Annotated in this window: 18 protein-coding genes; 11 read left to right on the top strand and 7 right to left on the bottom strand. The window is 66.5% G+C overall.

The window, feature by feature from the left end:
- Positions 1-49: 49 nt before the first annotated feature.
- The 3 genes from O0J15_RS12465 to ftsY form a co-directional block, all read right to left on the bottom strand.
- Positions 50-319 carry an oxidative damage protection protein gene (locus O0J15_RS12465; protein ID WP_308305737.1) on the bottom strand — a complete coding sequence of 90 codons (270 nt, stop codon included), beginning with the start codon at positions 317-319 and terminating at the stop codon, positions 50-52.
- Between the two features lie 5 nt (positions 320-324).
- Positions 325-1,449, bottom strand: a complete 1,125-nt coding sequence (gene mutY / locus O0J15_RS12460; protein WP_019661207.1) for an A/G-specific adenine glycosylase — start codon at positions 1,447-1,449, stop codon at positions 325-327.
- 94 nt (positions 1,450-1,543) lie between these two features.
- Entirely contained in the window at positions 1,544-2,824 is a 1,281-nt protein-coding gene (gene ftsY, locus O0J15_RS12455; protein ID WP_019661208.1) for a signal recognition particle-docking protein FtsY, read from the bottom strand.
- Between the two features lie 129 nt (positions 2,825-2,953).
- Here ftsY and O0J15_RS12450 point away from each other — a divergent pair, with 129 nt between their 5' ends.
- Positions 2,954-3,253: a hypothetical protein gene (locus O0J15_RS12450; RefSeq protein ID WP_021203986.1), complete on the top strand. Its 300-nt coding sequence runs from the start codon at positions 2,954-2,956 to the stop codon at positions 3,251-3,253.
- A 177-nt stretch (positions 3,254-3,430) separates the two neighbouring features.
- Here the strand turns inward: O0J15_RS12450 and htpG are convergent, their stop codons facing one another.
- Entirely contained in the window at positions 3,431-5,323 is a 1,893-nt protein-coding gene (gene htpG, locus O0J15_RS12445) for a molecular chaperone HtpG (protein ID WP_308305736.1), read from the bottom strand.
- Positions 5,324-5,849: 526 nt separating this feature from the next.
- Here htpG and rsmD point away from each other — a divergent pair.
- From rsmD to O0J15_RS12415, 6 genes are all read left to right on the top strand, one after another.
- Positions 5,850-6,458, top strand: coding sequence for a 16S rRNA (guanine(966)-N(2))-methyltransferase RsmD (gene rsmD, locus O0J15_RS12440; protein ID WP_308305741.1), 609 nt, complete (start codon positions 5,850-5,852; stop codon positions 6,456-6,458).
- Positions 6,459-6,484: 26 nt separating this feature from the next.
- Positions 6,485-6,994: a pantetheine-phosphate adenylyltransferase gene (coaD, locus tag O0J15_RS12435; protein ID WP_005416145.1), complete on the top strand. Its 510-nt coding sequence runs from the start codon at positions 6,485-6,487 to the stop codon at positions 6,992-6,994.
- Positions 6,995-7,054: 60 nt separating this feature from the next.
- Positions 7,055-7,546: a hypothetical protein gene (locus O0J15_RS12430; RefSeq protein WP_010484374.1), complete on the top strand. Its 492-nt coding sequence runs from the start codon at positions 7,055-7,057 to the stop codon at positions 7,544-7,546.
- 132 nt (positions 7,547-7,678) lie between these two features.
- Positions 7,679-7,960: a YfhL family 4Fe-4S dicluster ferredoxin gene (locus tag O0J15_RS12425; RefSeq protein ID WP_010484376.1), complete on the top strand. Its 282-nt coding sequence runs from the start codon at positions 7,679-7,681 to the stop codon at positions 7,958-7,960.
- On the top strand, positions 7,957-9,687 hold the full coding sequence (ggt, locus tag O0J15_RS12420) for a gamma-glutamyltransferase (RefSeq protein WP_308305735.1): 1,731 nt from the start codon (positions 7,957-7,959) through the stop codon (positions 9,685-9,687). The genes O0J15_RS12425 and ggt overlap by 4 nt, the downstream gene beginning before the upstream one ends.
- 119 nt (positions 9,688-9,806) lie before the next feature.
- A complete protein-coding gene (locus tag O0J15_RS12415; RefSeq protein ID WP_019661213.1) occupies positions 9,807-10,694 on the top strand; it encodes an MBL fold metallo-hydrolase in 888 nt (295 codons plus the stop codon).
- Positions 10,695-10,734: 40 nt separating this feature from the next.
- Here the strand turns inward: O0J15_RS12415 and O0J15_RS12410 are convergent, their stop codons facing one another.
- Together O0J15_RS12410 and upp are read right to left on the bottom strand one after the other, a co-directional pair.
- Positions 10,735-11,028, bottom strand: coding sequence for a PsiF family protein (locus O0J15_RS12410; RefSeq protein ID WP_308305734.1), 294 nt, complete (start codon positions 11,026-11,028; stop codon positions 10,735-10,737).
- A gap of 186 nt (positions 11,029-11,214) precedes the next feature.
- Complete coding sequence (gene upp / locus O0J15_RS12405) at positions 11,215-11,847, bottom strand: uracil phosphoribosyltransferase (RefSeq protein ID WP_164145083.1); 633 nt, start codon at positions 11,845-11,847, stop codon at positions 11,215-11,217.
- A 170-nt stretch (positions 11,848-12,017) separates the two neighbouring features.
- Here upp and O0J15_RS12400 point away from each other — a divergent pair, with 170 nt between their 5' ends.
- Genes O0J15_RS12400 through O0J15_RS12385 form a run of 4 tightly spaced genes read left to right on the top strand, consistent with a single transcriptional unit; the run spans position 12,018 to position 17,683 of the window.
- Positions 12,018-14,579 carry a TonB-dependent receptor gene (locus tag O0J15_RS12400; RefSeq protein ID WP_308305733.1) on the top strand — a complete coding sequence of 854 codons (2,562 nt, stop codon included), beginning with the start codon at positions 12,018-12,020 and terminating at the stop codon, positions 14,577-14,579.
- Complete coding sequence (locus O0J15_RS12395; protein ID WP_308305732.1) at positions 14,576-15,694, top strand: phytase; 1,119 nt, start codon at positions 14,576-14,578, stop codon at positions 15,692-15,694. Before O0J15_RS12400 ends, O0J15_RS12395 begins: the two co-directional genes overlap by 4 nt.
- Before the next feature lie 14 nt (positions 15,695-15,708).
- Complete coding sequence (locus O0J15_RS12390; protein ID WP_308305740.1) at positions 15,709-17,058, top strand: metallophosphoesterase family protein; 1,350 nt, start codon at positions 15,709-15,711, stop codon at positions 17,056-17,058.
- A 10-nt stretch (positions 17,059-17,068) separates the two neighbouring features.
- Positions 17,069-17,683, top strand: coding sequence for an inorganic diphosphatase (locus O0J15_RS12385; RefSeq protein WP_308305731.1), 615 nt, complete (start codon positions 17,069-17,071; stop codon positions 17,681-17,683).
- Positions 17,684-17,702: 19 nt separating this feature from the next.
- Here O0J15_RS12385 and O0J15_RS12380 read toward each other — a convergent pair whose 3' ends face one another.
- On the bottom strand, positions 17,703-18,287 hold the full coding sequence (locus O0J15_RS12380; RefSeq protein ID WP_019661219.1) for a hypothetical protein: 585 nt from the start codon (positions 18,285-18,287) through the stop codon (positions 17,703-17,705).
- Between the last annotated feature and the right edge of the window lie 31 nt (positions 18,288-18,318).

Below are 18,318 nucleotides of genomic sequence, written 5' to 3'. Positions count from 1 at the left end.
TGCCCGGCGGATGCCTGGACGCCGGGCATGGCCCGGCGCTACCGGCAGGTCAGGCTTCCGGAACGAAGCCAGCCGGCTTCTCTGCGTCATTCTCGAACAGGAACTTGACCAGTTCGCCTTCAAGAAACGCACGATGCTCCGGGGTGCGCGGCGACAGCCGGTTCTCGTTGATCAGCATGGTCTGGTGCGCCAGCCATGCGGCCCAGGCCTGCTTGCCGATGTTGTTGAAGATGCGCTGGCCCAGCTCGCCGGGGTAGGGCACGAAGTCCAGGCCCTCGGCATCGCGTTGTTCGTACTGGCAGAAGACGGTTCGGGGCATGGCACTCACTCGTGGTTGCGGGATTTCTTGGAAGTTCGTTTTGGCGTCCTGATCGTGGCGCCGTCGAGCAGTTTGCGGATCGGCGCTGGCAGGCCCAATGCGGGTAGCTCGTCGTTGGCGACCCAGCGCAGCGTGGGTTCTTCCACGCGCAGGCCGCGCACCTTCCGTGACAATATCTGCAGGTGCAGCCTGTAGTGGCTGAAGGTGTGCTGCAGCACCGGCAGTTCCTCTGCATCTTCCAGCGAGCCGTCGACATGTGCGTCGAACCAGTCCTGCAGGTCGCTGCCGGCCTCCGCCTGCGGCAGCGTCCACAGCTGCGCCCAGATGCCGGTGTCCGGCCGCTTCTGCAGCAGCACGCGCTGCTGGGCGTCACGCAGCAGCAGAGCCACGGCTTCGCGCTCGGGCAGGGTCTTGCTGGGCTTGGGCGTGGGCAGTTCAGCGGTGCGGCCTTCGCGGCGTGCCACGCACGTGTCCTGCAGCGGGCAGATGACGCAGGCGGGCTTGGCCCGGCTGCATACGGACGCGCCCAGGTCCATTTGTGCCTGGGTGTAATCGGCCATGCGACCGGCCGGCACCTTCGCCACGTGTGCCTCGGCGATCGCCCATAGCTGCTTTTCGATGACTGGCAGGCCGGGGAAGCCGTCGATGCCGTGATAGCGGCTGAGCACGCGCTTGACGTTGCCGTCAAGGATCGCGAACGGGTCGTTCCAGGCCTGGCTGAGGATCGCGCCAGCGGTGCTGCGGCCAATGCCGGGCAGGGCATGCAATGCATCGAAATCGCGCGGCAGGTCGCCGCCGTGCAGTTCCACGCAGCGCTTTGCAGCGGCATGCAGGTTACGCGCACGGGCGTAGTAGCCAAGCCCTGCCCACTGCGCCATCACCGCGTCATTGCTGGCGGCGGCGAGGTCGGGCAGGGTCGGGAAGTGCTGCAGGAACCGCAGGAAGTACGGGATGACCGTGGTCACCTGGGTCTGCTGCAGCATGATCTCCGACAACCAGACTCTGTAAGGGCTGCGCGGGTGCTGCCAGGGCAGGTCGTGGCGGCCGTGGTCGTCGAACCAGTGCAGCAGGCGAGCGATGAAGTCGTCTTGCTGGGGGTTGTCGGCGCTGGCGTGCGGCTGGCGGGGCATGGGTGTTCCGGGGAAGGCAGCCACCCGTAGGGTGGCTCTACTGGATTGCGGTTGCGGTGCAGTAGAGCCACGCCATGCGTGGCTGCACGGTGTATCAGGCGCCCAGCGCTTCGGGCAGCAGGGCGTCGACGAAGGCTTCCGGGTCGAACACGCGCAGGTCTTCCGGGCGCTCGCCGATGCCGGCAAAGCGGATCGGAATGCCGAACTCGCGGGCCAGTGCGAACACCACGCCGCCCTTGGCAGTGCCGTCCAGCTTGGTCACCACCAGGCCGGTCACGTTCACCGCAGCATTGAACTGGCGCAGCTGCGACAGCGCGTTCTGGCCGGTGGTGCCATCGATCACCATCAGCACTTCGTGCGGGGCGGTGGGATCGATCTTGCCGAGCACGCGGCGGATCTTGCCCAGCTCGTTCATCAGGCCGGACTGGGTGTGCAGGCGGCCGGCGGTGTCGGCGATCAGCACCGAGGTGCCGCGTGCCTTGCCGGCCTGCAGCGCGTCGAACGCCACCGACGCGGCATCGGCGTTCTGCCCCTGCGCGACCACGGCCACGCCATTGCGCTCGCCCCAGGCCTGCAGCTGGGCCACGGCAGCGGCACGGAAGGTATCGCCGGCGGCCAGCATCAGGCTGTGGCCATCATCCTTGAAGCGCTTGGCCAGCTTGCCGATGGTGGTGGTCTTGCCGACACCATTGACGCCGACGGTGAGCACCACGAAGGGCTTGGCGTTGCGGTCGATCACCAGCGGCTTGGCGACCGGTTGCAGGATCGCGATCAGCTCGGCGCGCAGCGCGGCCAGCAGCGCATTGGCATCAGCGAACTCGCGCGACTTCATGCGCTTGCGCAGGCCCTCGACCAGATCGGTAGTGGCACCCACGCCGACGTCGGCAGTGATCAGTGCGGTTTCCAGTTCGTCCAGCAGGTCGTCGTCGAGCTTGGGATTGCGCGAGAACAGGCCACCGAAGCTGCGCGCGATGACGCTGTTGCGCAGGCGCTCGCGCCAGCCGGGCTTGCCGGCCGGGGCTGGCGGGGCATCCACCAGAGCTGGCAGGTCGGCGGCCGGGGCGGTTGGTTCCTCGACCGGAATGACCGGAGCCAGAGGGGCCAGCACGGCGGCCGCAGCCAGCACTTCGGCCTGGACGTCCTCCGGCGCGGTGACCGGCTGCGCAGCCGGTACGGCAGGCCATTCGGCGACGGGCGCCGGTTCCGGTACAGGTGCCGGTGCTGCGGCTTCGACTACCGGGATCGTGGCGGCGTCTTCGGCCGGGGCGGCTGACGGGAACGCCGCCGCCAGCTCTTCAGCCGAGTAGTGCTGGGTCTTGGGTGCCTCCGTGGCGGGGGCATCCTGGGGCTTCTTGCGGCGGAAAAAACTGAGCATTGGCAAAAGGCGCTGAAATCAGGGGGATATGCTACCACTCGGGCCTGTCGGGCTGATGTGGACTCAAGGTCGCGGCCCGCCGGCCGTTAACCGGTCCGAAGGGCCGCGCAGCGCGGCCCGGAGACCGCCATGAACGACGTGATGGGAATCGCTCTCGGCGGGATGCGCGCGGCCCACCAGGGCGTGCAGGTGGCCGCGCACAACGTGGCCAACCTGGCGACTCCTGATGCCCGACGCCTGCAACTGCTGCGCAGTGAGGCGGAGCAGGGCGGGGTGCAGGCCGCGATGACCCCTGCCGACGCCGATGCTGGCGCGCCATTGGGGGACCTGCTGGCGGCGAAAGCCGAGGTGGTGGCCTTCGCCGCCAATGCCACGGTGATACGGCGCCAGGACCAGATGCTGGGTTCGCTGCTGGATCGGGAGGTCTGAGCCGCCCGGCTTTGGTGGGTTTCAACCTGGGTTGACACGCTCGCCCCCCTGAGTAGGTGCCAACCTTGGTTGGCACGCTTTTGGGGCGCCAACCAAGGTTGGCCTCTGCTGAAGTGCCAACCAAGGTTGGCACCAACCAGAGCATCGCCGGGCCATGCCCGGCGACCACCGCCTCGATCAGGCCGACAACTCCAGCAGCAGCTTGTTCAGGCGCGCCACATAGGCGCCGGGGTCCTTCAGGCTGTCACCGGCGGCCAGTGCGGCCTGGTCGAACAGTACCCGGCCGAGATCATCGAAGCGTGCGCCGTCGGCTTCTGCATCCAGCTTGGCGATCAGCGGATGGCCCGGATTGATCTCCAGCACCGGCTTGCTGTCCGGCACCTTCTGCCCGCTGGCTTCGAGGATCTGGCGCATCTGCAGGCCCAGGTCCTGCTCGCCGATGGCCAGCACCGCCGGCGAATCGGTCAGGCGGTGCGAGACGCGCACGTCGGCCACGTCATCGCCCAGTACCGTCTTCAGGCGCTCGACCAGGCCCTGCTTGTCCTTGGCCGCCGCTTCCTGTTCCTGCTTGTCCGCTTCGGTTTCCAGCGCGCCCAGGTCGAGGTCGCCGCGGGCGATGTCGACGAAGCCCTTGCCGTCGAAATCGGTCAGGTAGCCCATCAGCCACTCGTCGACGCGGTCGGTCAGCAGCAGCACTTCCACGCCCTTCTTGCGGAACACTTCCAGGTGCGGGCTGTTGCGTACCTGGCTGTAGCTCTCGCCGGTGAGGTAGTAGATCTTGTCCTGGCCTTCGCTCATGCGGCCGAGGTAATCGGCCAGCGACACAGTCTGTGCATCGCCGTCGCCACGAGTGGAGGCGAAGCGCAGCAGCCCGGCCACCTTCTCACGATTGTTGTAGTCCTCGGCCGGGCCTTCCTTCAGCACCTGGCCGAATTCCTTCCAGAACGTGGCGTACTGCTCCGGCTTGTCGGTGGCCAGCTTTTCCAGCATGTCCAGCGAACGCTTGGTCAGCGCGGCCTTCATCGAATCGATGACCGGGCCGGACTGCAGGATCTCGCGCGAGACGTTCAGCGAAAGGTCGTTGGAATCGACCACGCCCTTGATGAAGCGCAGGTACAGCGGCAGGAACTGCTCGGCCTGGTCCATCACGAACACGCGCTGCACATACAGCTTCAGGCCCTTGGGCGCATCACGGTGATACAGGTCGAACGGCGCGCGGCCAGGCACGTACAGCAGCGAGGTGTACTCCAGCTTGCCTTCGACCTTGTTGTGGCTCCACGCCAGCGGATCGCTGTGATCGTGTGCAACGTGCTTGTAGAACTCGGTGTACTCGGCGTCGCTGATCTCGGTGCGCGGACGGGTCCACAGCGCGCTGGCACGGTTGACGGTTTCCCATTCGGCCGCGGCGCCTTCTTCGCCACCTTCCTTCGGCATCTGGATCGGCAGGCCGATATGGTCCGAGTACTTCTTGAGGATGCTGCGCAGGCGCCAGCCATCGGCGAAGCCGTGCTCGCCGTCCTTGAGGTGCAGCACGATGCGGGTACCGCGCTCGGCCTTGTCGACGGTGGCCACTTGGAAATCGCCTTCGCCGCGCGAGGTCCAGCGCACGCCTTCGCCTGCGGCCAGGCCGGCGCGGCGCGAGGTCACTTCCACTTCGTCGGCAACGATGAAGGCGCTGTAGAAGCCGACGCCGAACTGGCCGATCAGCTGCGAATCCTTCTTCTGGTCGCCGGACAGCTGGCGCAGGAAGTCGCCGGTGCCGGACTTGGCAATCGTGCCCAGGTGGGCGATGGCTTCGGCGCGGCTCATGCCAATGCCGTTGTCGTCGATGGTGATGGTGTGGGCGGAGGGATCGAAGCTGACGCGCACGCGCAGTTCGCTGTCGCCTTCCAGCAGCGCCGGCTGGGTCAGGGCCTCGAAGCGCAGCTTGTCGGCGGCGTCGGCGGCGTTGGAGACCAGCTCGCGGAGGAAGATTTCCTTGTTGGAGTACAGCGAGTGGATCATCAGCTGCAGCAGCTGCTTGACTTCGGTCTGGAAGCCAAGGGTTTCGGTCTGGATGGTGTCGGTCATCGATAGGGCTCCATGTGCAATGCCGCGCCAGCGCGTGCGGCCTCGCCAAGGGGTATGGCTGATTGTCCCGAAATCAAGGGGTTGGTCGGGCAGGGCTTGCAGCCCTGCACCTGCAGAGGCCGAAGCAACAGCAACAGCGGGCGTTCCGTGGGATGGCGGGGCGGTGTGGGTTGGCAGGACACGCCGTGAACCCGTCCCTGGGGGCTCGATGGCGCCATCCATGGCGCCAACGGTCCTGCCAACCCACACCGCCTCGCCTCTGACGGGTTCACTCGGCTGTTGGTAGGTGTCGACCTTGGTCGACACATCTGTCAGATATCGAAATAAAACTGGCCTGTATGTCGAGCATCGGATCGCGTCTGGGGTGGAGCCCCCTGAGTCAGGGGGCGGCCGCGAAGCGGCGGGGGTATGGAAGCTGGTAAGTGGGGCCCGCGTTTCGCGCAGCGAAGCGTGGGAGCGACAGCGCGCATGCGTTGGCGCGTCCCCGGGCGCCGCCCGGCCGAACTACAATCCCGCTCATGCTGAAATTCTCGAATACCTCCCGCCGGGGGCGCCGGTGAGCGGCCGTGGGGGCAATGACGGTCAGGTCCGCATCATCGGCGGGCGCTGGCGCAATACCCGCCTGCCGGTGCCGACCCTGCCAGGGCTTCGGCCCAGCAGCGACCGCGTGCGCGAGACCCTTTTCAACTGGTTGATGCCCAGACTGGGCGGCGCGCGGGTGCTGGACCTGTTCGCCGGCAGTGGCGCGTTGGGCCTGGAGGCGGTCTCGCGCGGCGCCGCCCACGCCACTCTGGTCGAGCGCGACGCGCAGCTGGGACGCAATCTGACCGCGGCCGTGGCCAAGCTGCAGGCCTCCGGCCAGGTCACCGTCGTGCAGGCCGATGCCCTGCGCTGGCTGCAAGGGGCGCAGGCGCAGCAGGCCGATCTGGTCTTCATCGACCCGCCGTTCGCCGATGGCCTGTGGCAGGACGTGCTGGCCCAGCTGCCGCGGCACCTGGCCGCCGATGCCTGGCTGTACCTGGAATCGCCGGCCGGCCACGTGCCGGTGCTGCCGCCGGACTGGCTGCTGCACCGCGAGGGCGGCACCCGCGAGGTGCGCTTTGCCCTGTACCGCCGCGCCACTGCTACACTTTGACCTCATCTGAACATCTGCACCCGCCCATGACCGTGGCCAACCGCCGCATTGCCGTGTATCCCGGCACATTCGATCCGATCACCAACGGTCATATCGACCTGGTCAGCCGGGCCGCGCCGCTGTTCGAAAAAGTCGTGGTCGGCGTGGCGCAGAGCCCGTCCAAGGGCCCGGCGCTGCCGCTGGAGCAGCGCGTGCAGCTGGCACGCGGCGCCCTGGCCCATCACGGCAATGTCGAGGTCATCGGCTTCGATACCCTGCTGGCGCATTTCGTACGTTCGGTGCAGGGCGGGGTGCTGCTGCGCGGCCTGCGCGCGGTGTCCGACTTCGAATACGAATTCCAGATGGCCAGCATGAACCGCCACCTGATCCCCGAGGTCGAGACCCTGTTCCTGACCCCGGCCGAGCAGCACAGCTTCATTTCGTCCTCGCTGGTCCGCGAGATCGCCCGCCTGGGTGGCGACGTGTCCGGCTTCGTGCCGGCCGCGGTGCTCGAAGCCCTGCGCAAGGTCCGCGAAGCGAAGGCGGCACAGTCGTAAGCCCCGCTGTACCCGCACCCCATTACGTACACCACCACGCACCATTCCGGGAGGAAACCCATGAACACCACCATGCGCGCGATGCTGATCGCTTCGTTGGCCCTGGCCTTCACCGCCTGCAAGAAGGAAGAGGCCGCTCCTGTCGACGAGGCCAAGCAGGCCCTGGTCGCGCCGTCCAAGGATGACGATGCCGGCTGGAAGAAGTACCTGCAGGAAGTGGCCATCCAGAACATGGGCAACATCAGCAACAGCCCGTTCCTGTACTACCTCTCGCCGGAATCGGACCCGGACTTCCAGGCCAAGTACGAGCGCCAGACCGAGAGCGCGACCCAGGCGGTGGCCCGTGGCGTGCAGCCGGGCAACATGCTGGCCTTCGGTTCGTCGGCCTCGGGCAAGATGGCTGACATGATCCAGGCTGTGTTCAAGGACGTGGCGCCGGATTCGATGAAGGGCGTGCGCGTCGTCTTCATCGGCCAGTCGGCCGACAACGCCCGCGTGCAGGCGGCGGTCCAGCCGACCGGCGCCGAGTACATTTTCGTCGAAGCCAAGTAATACCGAGCCATGGCGGCCATGCTCCGGCATGGCCCGGGCGGCACCCCGCAAGGGTGCCGCTGATGACCTGACCGGCCCGCGCGCCCGCGCTGGCCGGTCCTTTGTCCCAAGGCGCGGGCGAGGAGTATCGCCATGTCGCTGAAAATCAACGAGCTCTGCGTCAACTGCGACGTCTGCGAGCCGGCCTGCCCGAACCAGGCCATTTCGATGGGTGAAACCATCTACGTGATCGACCCTGCGCGCTGTACCGAATGCGTCGGTCATTTTGACGAGCCACAGTGCGTGGTCGTCTGCCCGGTCGAGTGCATCGACCCGGACCCGGAGATCGTGGAAACGGAAGACCAGCTGCTGGCCAAGCTGCGCCAGCTGCAGCACGATCACCCCGAACTCTACGCGGAGCCCCCATCCGAATGAAGACGCTGATCGTCCGCCCCCTGTTGCTGCTCGGCCTGCTGCTGAGCCCGACTGCCTGGGCCGGCAGCCCGGTCCGTGCCGAGCGCCCTGATGGCGCCGCCATTGCCAGCGGCCATGCGCTGGCCACCCAGGCCGGTATCGACATCCTGGCCCAGGGCGGCAACGCCTTCGACGCAGCAGTGGCGGTGTCGTCCACGCTGGCGGTGGTCGAGCCGATCAGTTCCGGTCTGGGCGGTGGCGGCTTCTTCCTGCTGCACGATGCGGCCACCGGAAAGGACGTGATGCTGGACGCGCGCGAGACCGCGCCGGCCGCCGCTACCCCGCAGGCCTTCCTCGACAAGCAGGGCAACCTGGACCGTGACCGCTCGGTCAACGGCGCCTGGTCGGCCGGCATCCCGGGCCTGCCTGCAGCGCTGGTCGAACTGTCGGCCAAGCACGGCAGGCTGCCGTTGTCGGCCTCGCTGCAGCCGGCCATCCGCATCGCGCGCGAAGGCTTCCCGGTGTACGAGCGCATGGCCAAGGGCTATGCCTCGCGCCGTGAAGTGATGGAGCGCTATCCCGGCACGCGCGAGGTCTACCTGCGCAACGGCACGCCGATCGCTACCGGAGACCTGTTCAAGCAGCCGGAACTGGCGCAGACGCTGGAGCGGCTGGCTGCGGGTGGCTTCGATGGCTTCTACAAGGGCCAGACCGGAAAGCTGTTGCTGGCCGGCGTGAAGCAGGCTGGCGGCAACTGGACCGCTGAAGAGCTGGCCGGTTATCGCGTGAAGCAGCGCGAACCGATCGTGTTCAACTACAACGGCTGGAAGATCACCACCGCGCCGCCGCCGTCATCCGGAGGCATCGCGCTGGCCAGCATGCTGCAGATCCTGGAAGGCTGGGACATCAGGAAGATGGACCCGGCGCACCGCACCCACCTGGTGGTGGAATCGATGCGCCGTGCCTACCGCGACCGTACCTTCTTCCTCGGCGATCCGGACTTCGTGCAGATCCCGCAGAAGGTGCTGACCAGCAAGGACTACGCGCAGGGCCTGCGCGCGACCATCCATCCGGAGAAGGCCACGCCCAGCGACCTGCTGTCGGGCAACCCGACGCCACTGGAAGATGACGAGACCACGCACTTCTCGATCATCGACCGTGACGGCAACCGCGTCGGCGCCACCCAGACCGTCAATCTGCTGTACGGCTCGGGCCTGATTCCGAAGGGCACCGGCGTGCTGCTGAACAACGAGATGGACGACTTCGCGCTGAAACCAGGCACGCCCAATGCATTCGGCGTGATGGGCTACGAGGCCAATGCGCCGAAGCCGGGCAAGCGCATGCTCAGCTCGATGACGCCGACCTTCATGGAAAACAGCGACAAGGTGATCGTGCTGGGCACCCCGGGTGGCAGCCGCATCATCACCATGGTGCTGCTGGGCATCCTCGGCTACGACGCCGGCCTGGACGCGCAGCAGGTTGCTGCGCTGCCGCGCTATCACCACCAGTGGCTGCCGGACCTGATCGAAGCTGAGGACGATGCATTCGACGCGGCGACGGTGAAGCAGCTGCAGGCGATGGGCCACAAGATCGACCTGCCGGGCAATGTCGCCGCAGGCGGCCGCGGTTCCAGCCACGTGTGGGGCAACCTGCAGACCGTGGAATGGGACCGCAAGGCGAACCGACTGTTCGGCGGCAGCGACCCGCGCAATCCGGTGGGCAGTGCCCAGGTCGTGCCGGCCCATTGACGTGGGAGTGCCGGCCACTGGCCGGCACCTCGGCGGATATCGAAACCCCGTCTTCGCCGGCGGGGTTTTCCGTTTGCTTTCTAGCGATTATTTAACGGTCCGGCGCCGATAATCGACACATGAAACTCTGGTCTATTCGTGGAAACTCGCAACGCCTTGATGGCGGCGCGATGTTCGGCAACGCGCCGCGCGCGTTGTGGGAAAAATGGGCGGCACCGGACGAGCTCAATCGCATCGAGCTGGCCTGCCGCGCGCTGCTTGCCAGTCCGCTGGAAGGCAAGACCGTGCTGTTTGAAACCGGTATCGGAGCGTTCTTCGATCCGCGCATGCGCGAGCGCTACGGCGTGCAGGAAAGCCAGCACGTGCTGATCGATTCACTGCGCGAAGCAGGTTTCGAGCACGAGGACATCGACGTGGTGGTGCTCAGCCACCTGCATTTCGATCATGCCGGTGGTCTGCTTGCCGCATGGAGCGAAGGGCGCGAGCCCGAGCTGCTGTTCCCCAACGCAACCTACGTGGTCGGTGCGCAGCACTGGCAGCGCGCCGTGCAGCCACACCCGCGCGATCGGGCCAGTTTCATTCCTGAGCTGCCCGGCCTGCTGCAGGCCAGTGGCCGCCTGGAAGTGGTGGAGGGGGAGTACTCGAAGGCACTTGGCCGCAGCGTGCGCTTCAGCTACAGCGACGGGCATACGCCGGGGCTGATGCTGGCCGAGATCGTTGGTCATGCGCATGCCGGTGAAGATGCGCACGGTGGCGTGGTGTTCTGTGCCGACCTGATCCCGGGGCGCTCATGGGTACACGTGCCGATCACCATGGGCTACGACCGCAACGCCGAGCTGCTGATCGACGAGAAGCGGCAGTTCCTTGAAGACAAGCTGGCGCGCAACGTGCGGCTGTTCTTCACCCACGACCCGCAGGTGGCGCTGGCGCAGCTGGGCCGTGATGACAAGGGACGTTTCGTGACCCTGCACGAACAGGGCGAGCTGAAGGCGCGCGCCCTGGGTTAACGGCAGAGCCGAGCGTGGGCTCGGCTCTACATCACTCTCGTTACGACGCCTTCAGGCAGCTGCTCATGAAGGTCTTGCGCGCATCGCCTGCCAGCTTCTTCGCACCCGCGTCGGCATTGCACTTGCGCATGCGTTCCTGCTGTGGATTGACCGCCTTGGTTTCGGCGGCGTGGCCGCTGAGGCAGGAACTCTGCGCGGTCTTGTAGGCATCACCCTTCAGCCCCTTGTTCTTGGCCGAACATTCGGCCATGCGCTGCTGCTGCGGGGTGGTGGCGTTGGCAGCCAGGGGCCGGCCAACCAGCAGGACGGCGGCCAGCAGGAAAGCGGCTTTCATCGGAATGCTCCAAGCGGTGGCGGGTGCGCGGAGCATTCGCTTCCGACCGGTAAGGCCACGTGAAGGATCACGCGTCGGCCACGCCCGCGTCCACGGGCGTTCACGTGCCGCGGCGAAGCGCGCCCGCGAGTGGTTGGCGGATCAGAGCCCTCTCCTGCGGAGAGGGACCCGACCCGTTCACCGGGATTACCCGACGCGGGTTCCGAAGATGCGGTCGCCGGCGTCGCCCAGGCCCGGCAGGATGTAGCCCTTGTCGTTGAGCTGGGCATCAATGGCCGCGGTGTAGATCTCCACGTCCGGATGCACGGCCTTGACTGCTTCGATGCCTTCGGGCGCGGCCACCAGGAAGATGCCCTTGATGCGACGGGCGCCGGCGCGCTTGAGCATGTCGATGGTGGCGATCAGCGTGCCGCCGGTGGCCAGCATCGGGTCGAGGATCAGTGCGTCGCGCTCTTCCAGGCGGCCGGTCAGGCGCTCGAAGTAGGGCACCGGCTGCAGGGTTTCCTCATCGCGCTGCAGGCCCACCACGCTGACACGGGCGGCCGGGATCAGCGACAGCACGCCGCTGAGCATGCCCAGGCCGGCACGCAGGATCGGCACCACGGTGATCTTGGCGCCGGCAATGCGCTGAACCGTCACCGAGCCGGCCCAGCCGGGCAGGGTGTGCGGCTCGGTGTCCAGGTCGGCGGTGGCCTCGTAGGCCAGCAGGGTACCCAGCTCGTTGGCCAGTTCGCGGAAATCCTTGGTGCTGAGCGCGGCATTGCGCATCAGGCCGATCTTGTGCTGCACCAGCGGGTGGCGCACTTCGACGATCTTCATGGTCGGGAAGGGGGAAAGGAGAGAGAGGAGGCCATTTTGCCGGATTGGCGTGTCGAATCCCAAACCGGCCCCGGAGCGGCGTGACCGGAAATGTGCAGGTGCATGTCATGGCCATGCAACCTTGCGGACATATCGTGCAGACCCATTCTTAACAGGAATGGGGATTCCCAGTGCATATCAAGACTCCGTTGGCCGTTGCCATCACCCTGACCCTGGCAATGGGGGCCGCAGCACCGCTGCAGGCGGCCGGGCAGCAGGCGGTAGCCGCCACCGGCGCCGTGGCCGCCGACGCGGTCGACCTGGACCGCATCGAAGTACGCGCCCAGCTCGAGTCGCAGATCCGCGCAGTCGATCTCAAGCGCAGCAGCGACGCCATCGAGGATGCAGTGTCCTCCGACGCACTGGGCCAGTACCCGGACAAGAACGTGGCCGAGTCGCTGCAGCGCCTGCCGGGCATCAGCGTGACCCGCGACCAGGGCGAGGGCCGCTTCGTGGTCATCCGCGGCCTGGATGCCAATCTCAACAGCGTCAGCGTGGATGGCATCGCCGTCGGCACGCCGGAAGATTCCAGCCGCGCCGCGCCGCTGGACGTTATCCCGTCCGACTCCACCGAACGCCTGCGCGTGGTCAAGTCGCCGACCCCGGACATGCCCGGTGATGCCATCGGCGGCGCCGTACTGGTGGAATCAGCCTCGGCCTTCGACCGCGACGGTCGCAGCCTGCGTGGCAAGATCGAAGGCAGCCACCAGCAGTTGTCCGGCGAGACCAGCCCCAAGGCCGCCTTCAACTACAGCGAAGTGTTCAACGACACCTTCGGCGTGGCCCTGGGCGTGAACTACCAGAAGCGGAAGTTCGAGTCGGACAACACCGAAGTGGAGTACGACGGCGAGGATGACGCCGCACCTGGCGACGTCACCGCGATCAACCTGCAGCACCGCAAGTACGAGATCGAGCGCAAGCGCATCGGCGCCAACCTCAACCTCGACTGGCGACCGAACGAAAACAGCAAGTACTACCTGCGCACGCTGTACAGTCAGTTCGATGATGCGGAGACCCGTCAGCGCGTGATCTTCAACTTCGATGACGCGAAGATGGTCAAGACCGGCACCGACCAGTACCGCCTGGACGGCATGCCGAAGGATTCCATCGACAAGCGCATGCGCTATCGCACCAAGAAGGAAAACACCTTCGCGGCCAGCCTGGGCGGCGAGAACAAGTTGACCAATGCCGTGGTCGATTACCGGATCGGCTACACCCGTACCGAAGAGCGGGTAAATGACGAGATGGAGGCGCGCTTCAAGCTCAACGGAAAGGCCTTCAACGGCACGCTGGACCAGCGCAGCCGCCTGCCCAGCTACAGCTTCGACAACCCGCAGTGGCTGGACAACAGCAATTACGCGTTCGACCGCTTCGTGCTATCGCCCAAGCAGGTGAACGACAAGGAGCACAGCGCGCAGGTCAACGTGCGCTTCGACGGCGACAGCAGCAGCATCAAGTTCGGCCTGCTGGGCCGCTGGCGCGACCGCGACGTGAATGTGGACGAGCGCGAACTGCGTGTCGGCCCGAAGGTGGCGCTGTCGAGCTGGACCACCACCTCGCCGGAACACCGCCACGGCGATATCGGTGACGGCATGGATTCGCCCGCGATGCGTGCCTATTGGGCGGCCAACGGCGGCCAGTACAGCGCCCGCCCGCAGGACGCCGGTGGCAATGCGATGACGTCGCTGGAAGAGGATTACGTGGCAAGCGAGGACATCTTCGCCAGCTATGCCATGGGTACCTGGGACGTGGGCGCACTGCGCATCATCGGCGGTGTTCGCGTGGAGAACACCCGCTTCAAGGCGATCGGCAACCAGGTGGACGTGGCCGCCAACGGCCGCAGCTTCACCGTTGCCCCGCGCGTGGCCAACAGCAGCTACACCAACGTGCTGCCGGGCCTGCACCTGCGCTATGACGCGGCCGATGACTGGGTGCTGCGCGCCTCGGCCAACAAGACCGTTTCGCGCCCGTCGTTCGGCGACGTTTCGCCGCGCGTGGGTTACAGTCGGGGTGACGAGGAAGTGCGCCTGGGCAACCCGGACCTGGACCCGTACGAGTCGAAGAACATCGACCTCTCGGTGGAGAAGTACATCGGCAGCAGTGGCATCGTTTCGCTGGGCCTGTTCCATAAATCGATCGACGGTTACATCGTGGAGACCGTGCGCACCAATGATCCGGCCTACGGCGGATACGACGTGACCCAACCGATCAATGGCCGCAGGGCCACCGTGCGTGGTGCCGAATTCAATTGGCAGCAGCAGCTGGCCTTCCTGCCGGAGGGCCTGGATGGCCTGCTGGTCGGCGCCAGTGGCACCTGGCTGGATACCGAGTTCGATGCCGGCATCAAGGACCGTGCGGGCGAGGACTTCACGCTGCCGCGCGCTTCCAAGCATGTCTACAGCGCACACATCGGCTATGAAAAGTATGGTGTAAGCACGCGCCTGGCGGCCGTGTACCGCAGCGAGTATCTGGACAGCATCGGCAAGGGCCGCGCGTTCGACATCTACGTGGCACCCAACACCCAGCTCGATTTCTCGCTTGACTACAAATTCACCCCGCGCGTGAGCGTGTACTTCGAAGCGCAGAACCTGCTGGACAAGCCATTGGAGCTTTACCAGGGCACCCGTTCGCGCACCCTGCAGATGGAAGAGTACGGCCGCACCTATGCGCTGGGCCTGAAGGTGGCGCTGTGAGGGGGCGTGGCTTCACCGTCCTGGCCGCCGCGCTGGCAGCCGCGCTGGTCGCCGGCTGCACGCCGGCCACCGGCACCGATCCGGTTGCGGGAGTAGCCGCGCCGGCCGCCGGGGGCGAGCGCAAGGTTGCCACCATCGCCGAAGCGTTCCTGTCACCGATGACCCCGGCCGACAACATCGACTCGCCGGCGGCCTGGCGCGCGCCGGACGGCGTACTGTGGCTGATCGCCACCGCCAAGGCCACCGACAAGCTGGTGGTCTACGACGGCAGCACCGGGCAGCACCTGCGTGACGTCGGCAGCAGCGGCACCGCACCGGGGCAGTTCGACCGCCCAAACGGTATCGCGGTGATCGACGACCTGCTGTGGATCGTGGAGCGCGACAATCACCGTGTGCAGGTGCTGAGCCTGCCGGACTTCACGCCGCTGGCGACGTTCGCTGCCGACGACCTGCGCAAGCCGTACGGGCTGTGGGTCGACCGCCGTGCCGATGGCTACAGCGTCTACGTCACCGACTCCTGGGACAACGGCGAGGATGCGCAGGGGCGTGACATCCTGCCGCCGCTGGCCGAGCTGGACAAGCGCGTGCGCCAGTACCACGTGTCCCGCAATGGCGCGAAGGTCGACGCGAAGCTTGTCGCCAGCATCGGTGACACCACCGAGGCCGGTGCGCTGCGCGTGGTCGAGTCGATCTGGGGCGATCCCGAGAACGACCGCCTGCTGATCGCCGAAGAGGACGAGAGCTACGCCAGCGAGTTCAAGGTCTACACCCTGGCGGGCCGCTTCACCGGCACCACCTTCGGCCGCGACGTTTTCAAGGCACAGGCCGAAGGCGTGACCCTGCGCACCTGTGGCAAGGACGGCTGGTGGATCACCACCGAACAGGGCAAGCAGCGCAGCGTGTTCCACCTGTTCGACCGGCACACGCTGAAACCGGTCGGCGCGTTCCAGGGCAATACCGTGGCCAACACCGATGGCATCTGGATGATGCAGCAGACCAGCGCGCGCTTCCCGCATGGTGCGCTGTACGCCGTGCACGACGACCAGGGCGTGGTGGCCTTCGACTGGGAGAGCATCGCCAAGCAGCTGGCGCTACCGCTGGAGTGTGGTGCATGAGCCGGCACTGCGTGATGCCTACGTTGGCACTGGGCCTGCTGCTGGCCCTCCCGTCGCTGTCGTTCGCAGCAGCCGAAGCCAATACCCAGGTGCCGGCGGGCAGCCGCCACTACGCGGCGACGACGGTACCGGACCGCATCGTCGCCTCCCCGTCGGCCGATCCCAGCCATGGGTTCGCCGTGGCCTGGCGTACCGACGGCAGCGTGCAGGCACCGCTGCTGGAGATTGCCCCCGCCGCGGATTCGCCCGCCATCGAGGGCATCCGCCAGGTGCGCGCAACGACCCGTTCGCTACAGACCGAGAACGGTCTGTCGCATCATCATCGCGCCGACATCAGCGGCCTGCGGCCGGATACCCAGTACGTCTACCGGGTGCAGGGCAACGGCAGCTGGAGCGCCTGGAACCAGCTGCGTACGATGGCCGCCGCCGACCAGCCGCTGACCCTGCTGTACTTTGGCGACACCCAGAACAAGAACGTCAGCCATGTCAGCCGGGTGGTGCGCGCCGCGCAGAAGGCCGCACCCGAGGCGCGCATGAGCCTGTTCGCTGGCGATCTGGTCAGTGGAGGTGACGGTGCCGATGACAGCGAGTGGGGCGAATGGTTTGCCGCCACCGGTTGGCTGGCGCAGGAGACCCTGGTGGCGCCGGCGATCGGCAACCACGAGTATTTCGAGGAGTTCGAGGACACTCCGCAGGAACGCCGCGTGCTGGGCAGGCACTGGCCGCTGACGTTCGCACTGCCGGGAAATGGTGCCACCGCTGCACAGCAGACCAGCTATTGGTTCGACGCGCAGGGCGTGCGCGTGGCCGTGGTCGATGGCACGTCAGCACTCGACCTGGGCACCGCCACGGCACAGGCACAATGGCTGGACAAGGTGCTGACCGGAAATCCCCAGCCGTGGACCATCGTGCTGCTGCACCAGCCGTTCTATTCGCCGCGCGAAGGCCGCGAGAACGCCGCATTGCGTGACGTGCTGCTGCCGGTGGTGCGCCGCCACAATGTTGACCTGGTGTTGCAGGGCCACGATCACACCTACGGCCGCCGTGGCGAAGGGCAGGCCGCAACCCCGCAGTACGTGGTGACCGTGGCCGGGCCCAAGCAGTACCGTCTCTCCGACGAGGCACGAAAGACGATGGATCCGGTGGCCGAGGACACCCAGCTGTTCCAGGTGTTGAACATCGATCCGCAGCGCCTGCGCTATGAGGCGCGTACCGTGACCGGTCGTCTCTACGATGCCTTCGAGTTGCGCCGCGATGCCAAGGGGGGCAAGCAGCGCACGGAGCTGACCGAAGGCCGCATTACGCCACGCGACTGCCCGCGCGCACAGACCGCCAAGGGTCGTACCGACCGCTGCTGGGAATGAGGAGATGCCGATGACCACGCACCGCCGTATCGTTCCTCTCGCTGCCATCGGTGCGGCACTGCTGTTGCTGGCCAGTGCAGTGACCGCTGCCGATACCGTGCTGCACCCGTTCCTGGCCGACCAGCCGAAGCAGGCCCCGGATGAAGTTCACCTGGCGGTGGAGATTCCTGCCGGCAGCTTCACCAAGTACGAGATCAAGGAAGACGGCCTGGTGCATGTGGATCGCTTCCAGTCGATGCCGGTCGCCTATCCGGCCAACTACGGTTCGATGCCGCGCACGCTGGCTGGCGACAACGATCCGCTGGACGCGCTGGTGCTGACCCGTGAACCCCTGCATCCGGGCGTGATCGTGCGCTTCCGGCCGATCGGTTACCTGAAGATGATCGATGGCGGCGAGCACGACGAGAAGATCATCGGCGTACCGACCGACAAGGTCGACCCGACCTACGCCACGATCCGCGATCTGAAGGATCTGCCGGAGGTCGAGCGCCAGCGCATCGAGGCCTTCTTCCGGGTCTACAAGGACCTGCCGGCCGGGCGCAACCCGGTGCAGCTCAACGGTTGGGGCAACGCCGCCGAGGCGAGGACACTGATCAGCGAAGCGATGAAGCGCTTCGAAAAGTAGATCCACGCCATGCGTGGATTCAGTCCAGCAACGTCTCGATGAACGATTCGGCCTGCAGGCGGTCGCCCAGTACCCGGGCCACCGCCTGTACTGCTGCCTCCTGGTGTTCAGGGCGGATGCCGCCATCATCATCGTCGTTGTAGAGGTCATCGCCGGCATCGAGGTATACGGTGCCCGCTGCAGCCAGAGCCGCCATCAGGGTCGGCACATCGGCGGTGATCTCGCCGGCATCCAGCAGGCCGGCACCGTGATGGCTGAACAGTACACGGCCATCGTCCAGGTCGAGGATGAACGGATCGGCGCTGCGATCGGCAATCACCAGCCAGTTCGATGGCCAGTCGTTGATCCGTTCGCCGCTGACGCCGTGCCATCGATAGCCGGCCTGCTGGCTCCACAGGCGTTGCAGTGGCGGTATCCAGACATCAAGGCCGGGAACGGTGATGCCGGCGCGGCCAACCCTGGCATTGATCTGTTCGCCCAGCGGCCCCACCTGCGCGTAAAAACGTGCCAGTACGGGGGGCAGCGGGAACGGGCCCTGCCAGTCACGCTCGTGCTGGGCATGCAGCAGCCCGAAGCGGGCGAATGAGGCGTGCAGATCTTCCATGTCAGAGTCCAACGGGTAGCGGCCGTGCAGC

Origin of the sequence: Stenotrophomonas sp. Sm10, from assembly GCF_030985515.1 — a bacterium.
GTDB lineage: Bacteria > Pseudomonadota > Gammaproteobacteria > Xanthomonadales > Xanthomonadaceae > Stenotrophomonas > Stenotrophomonas hibiscicola.
The sequence above is the reverse complement of the archived record's forward strand: the minus strand, read 5'-3'. Positions and strand labels throughout refer to the sequence as shown.